Annotated in this window: 3 protein-coding genes; 2 read left to right on the forward strand and 1 reads right to left on the reverse strand. The window is 34.5% G+C overall.

Features of this window, described 5'->3' with window-relative positions; translation table 11 throughout:
- Positions 1–628, forward strand: a 628-nt coding sequence (locus F6K54_RS41365; protein ID WP_293090306.1) for a HEAT repeat domain-containing protein, incomplete at its 5' end; no start/stop codon positions are given.
- A gap of 894 nt (positions 629–1,522) precedes the next feature.
- On the opposite strand, the gene F6K54_RS41370 is transcribed toward F6K54_RS41365, so the two are convergent.
- A complete protein-coding gene (locus tag F6K54_RS41370) occupies positions 1,523–1,657 on the reverse strand; it encodes a hypothetical protein (RefSeq protein ID WP_293090307.1) in 135 nt (44 codons plus the stop codon).
- Positions 1,658–2,120: 463 nt separating this feature from the next.
- Here F6K54_RS41370 and F6K54_RS41375 point away from each other — a divergent pair, with 463 nt between their 5' ends.
- The gene (locus F6K54_RS41375) at positions 2,121–3,869 is read left to right on the forward strand and encodes a bifunctional serine/threonine-protein kinase/formylglycine-generating enzyme family protein (RefSeq protein ID WP_293090308.1); all 1,749 of its coding nucleotides are present in this window, start codon (positions 2,121–2,123) and stop codon (positions 3,867–3,869) included.
- The last annotated feature ends 330 nt before the right edge of the window (positions 3,870–4,199 follow it).

Raw genomic sequence — 4,199 nt, forward strand, 5'->3', positions numbered from 1 at the left:
TGAAGAATTAGGTGTGGTGAAGTTGCTACAACCTTTACTGTGGGATATTAATTTTGAAGTTTGTCAACAAGTGGCGATCGCTATGGGCAAAATCGGTACAAATACAGCGGCAACGGCTTTATTTGAACTGTTAAAAACAACGAATGTTCCAGTTTTTTTAAAGCTTGATGCGGTGCGTGCTTTAGGTTGGGTTGAAACTCAAGTATCTGTGGAATATCTACAAGGTTTACTAAGAGATAATTCATTAGTTACAGTTGAGCATCAGCCACAAATTGTGAATGAAATTATTACAGCATTAGGTAAAATTGAGCGTCAGGAATTAAAGCTAAAAGCTACAGAAATTTTGATTGAATTTCTCAGAAGTAATAATTCAGTTTTAGAAAGCATTCGTGTCAAAAATTCTTTAGTCTTAGCATTGGGATATTTAGGAGATATTCGCGCTCTAGATTATCTCATTCAGTTATTAGAAGAAGATGATGCTAGTGTCAGGCTTCATTGTATAGCAGCATTGAAACAATTAGACTCAGAAAGAGCGTATCAACAACTTATTCATTTGTCTCAAAAATCAAATATTAAATCTGAGTTAAAAACAGGAATATCTACAGCTATTGCTGAATGGAATTATTAAGAAGGTTTTAGTTAATGAATAATGAATAATGAATAATGAATAATTACCGAAATATTATGGTTTAAAGCCTCCCCTTTTAAGGGGATAATAATTAACGAAGTCAGAAGTCAGAAGTCAGAAGTCAGAAGTTAACCCACCCCTAGCCCCTCCCAGGAGGGGAAGTAGGGGATTAGAGCAACGCTCCAAAAATATTGCGCCTTAAAAGGCGGGGTTTTAGACCCATGTTATTTTGATAAAAATTTTCATAATTAGTCAATCCTCTTCTTTTCAAGGAGAGGTAATTCTAAATTCGCGCATTCTAAATTCTAAATTATTGAACTCTCCTTAAAGGCTATGCTTTATCAACATCTTTTTTAACATAAAACATAGAGATTATAGACAAGTTATGTAGAAGTCTTTAAAAGGTTTTTGTCAGAGAAAAAGTGTATGAAAAAGTACATTTTTTTTGATAACTTATATCAAATCCGTTTAATTCGGTATAAAAAAATGTTCCATCTTCAACCATGACCAAATATTTCTCCATCTCCCCATCTCCCCATCTCCCCATCTCCCCATCTCCCCATCCCCCCATCTCCCCATCTCCCCATCTAATTACACCGATGCTACCGGATTTGATATTAAGTAGTTTTTCCTATCTACTATGATTCTTTCTCCTTTCTCCCCTGTTCCCCTACCCCCTGTTTCCCACAAGGTTTTCAGGAGTTCCTTATAAGGGATAGCCTTAAAGGGGAGGCTAATAAAGCTGAATTATTTAATTATTTAATTATTTAATTATTTAATTATTAATTATTCGGTAAGCATTCAGTTATCAGCTATCAGCTATGAGTTATGAGTTATTAACTTATTATCTTGGAAGAAAGAATTAGTATTCAAGGGAAATGAAAAATTATCTTTTTATTTTGGGTTTAATACTTCACCGTCTACACGGTGTTTACAATTGGTTGGGGTTTGTAGACACGAAGTGACTTGTTGAAGACTATCCCCATCCATTTTTTCTTCCTTCTTCCTTCTTCCTTCTTCCTTCTTCAATCAGTAAAATTATTGGCTCGAATTAGCATTAATTATCAGTTATTTAACCACACAGATAAACAGTTTTGATCCTTGAGTGACTAACTGAGTAAAAACTATGTTATTATATTATAACATGAGGTATAATCTGTCCCTATGTTTTGCTCTAATTCGGGCTTGCTGATTCAATCTCAAAGTTTTTAAAGATAAAGGTAAGTGGCTTTTTAAGTATCAAAAAGTGCGAGGTTTTAGGCGACTCAGGTTCAAAATTTTAGGATTTTAGTCAAGAGTTGGGCAGAAAAATCAAGGGATGATTCTTTCTACTATCTCCTGTATAATTCCAATTTATCCTGTCTCCTGTCTTCCCCTCCTGGGAGGGGCAAGGGGTGGGTTGTCTCCTGTCTCCTACCCCTACCAAAAGACTTTCCATACGCAAACCCTAATTCCAGGGATAACTTAAAATCCTGAATCCCCTATTAATAGAATGAAATACTGGAAATCAGGTAAACAATTACAAAATGGCAAATATATAATTCAAGACTTGCTTGGTATTGGCGGTTTCGGTATTACTTACCGTGCTTTAGAACAAAGCTCTAATCAATTAGTTGCGATTAAAACTCTCAATTATCGAGTACAACGTAAACCAAACTTTGACAAATATCAAGAAAACTTTTTAAATGAAGCCTTATGTTTAGCAAAATGTAGTCATCCCAATGTTGTAGAAGTTCACCGCCTTTTTAAAGAAAATAAATTATGGTGCATGGTGATGGAATATATAGATGGGGATGACTTAGGAATTTATCGTGAAGAACAAGACGGAATTATATTAGAAAGTGAAGCAATACATCTAATTAAACAAGTAGGAGAAGCACTAACATTTATACATAATCAAGGATTTTTGCATCGGGATGTTAAACCTCAAAATATTCTGCTACGTCGAGATACTTTAGAAGCAGTATTAATTGATTTTGGTTTAGCACGAGAATTTAATAGCGGCAGCGTACAAACTCATACAACAGATAGTACATTATATTTTGCACCAATTGAACAATACGAAAGACGAGCAAAACGGGGAGCTTTTACCGATATATATGCTCTAGCAGCAACTCTATACGTTTTATTGACAGGTGAAATGCCAACACCAGCAAAAGTCAGACAAGAAGGAAAAATACCATTAATTCCACCAAAAAAATATAATTCCCAAATTAGCGATCGAGTCAATGATGCAATTATTAAAGGCATGAAATTAGAGCCAGAAGAACGGCCTCAATTTGTTGCTGAATGGTTAACTTTATTATCACCAATAGAAGAATTTGTCATAACTAATTTACCCTCAACTTTGCCAGCAACTCTACCAATAATTACCGACTATCCTCCAGAATTAGTAAATGTTGATTCTAGTTTTGAACTGGAATTACAAACTTTTAAATTTGAATCTTTAAAAATCAAAATAAGCCCAAAATGCGAAATAATTGAAAATATAAAAGAACAACGGGAAAATCAACAATTTATTGAAAATATTACCAATAATATTTCTCTAGAAATGGTATCTATTCCCGGCAATACTTTTTTAATGGGTTCCTCAAAAACAGCAGCAGAAAAATGGGAAACAGAAAATCCACAACATCAAGTTAAAATAACACCTTTATTTGTTAGCAAATATCCCATTACTCAAGCACAGTGGCAAGCAGTGATGGGCAAAAATCCAGCTTATTTCAAAGGAGAAAATAGACCAGTAGAAATGGTATCTTGGTATAATGCAATTGAATTTTGTCACCAGCTATCTGCTCAAACTGGAAAAACTTATCGGTTACTATCAGAGGCAGAATGGGAATATATTTGTCGCGCAGAAACAACTACATTATTTTACTTTGGTAATAGTCTGATAACTGACCTAGCAAACTATAATGGCGAAGAAGCTTATGCTTGTTCATTACAACAAAATTATCGCGAACAAACAACAGATGTAGGTAGTTTTCCACCCAATGCTTTTGGATTATACGATCTTCATGGCAATGTCTGGGAATGGTGCGCCGATCCCTGGCATCATAATTATCGGGATGCTCCTTCAGATGGCAGTGTGTGGGAAAAAGATGGCAATTATAACTACAGAATTTTGAGAGGAGGAGGATACTTGAACTATTCTAAAGGTTGTCGTAGTGCCAATAGAAATTGGAAAACTCCCAGAAGTAAGTATAAGTCAGTAGGTTTTAGAGTGGCAGTTTCTCATTAGGTAGTGGGGTAAATGACAATAGACGAGAGCTTGTTAAGCTATTACAGGAAAATGATTATGACTTGATAGTTTGTGAACATAAAGATAGATTTAGTAGAGTGGGCTTTAATTATTTGAAAGTTCTCTTAATACAAACAAATAGAGATATTGAAGTAGTTAATTTAGCCTCAGAATAAACTGATGATTTAATGGAGGATTTTGTGTCCATAATCACATCTTTTTGCGCTCGGCTTTATGGAATCAGAAGAAGAACAAGAAAAACAGAACAGATAGTTAAATGTTTAAAGTCGGGATAATGCAGTTAGTAGAACGTACTATTATTAAAAAAAA

Source organism: Okeania sp. SIO3B5 (assembly GCF_010692555.1).
Lineage (GTDB): Bacteria > Cyanobacteriota > Cyanobacteriia > Cyanobacteriales > Microcoleaceae > Okeania.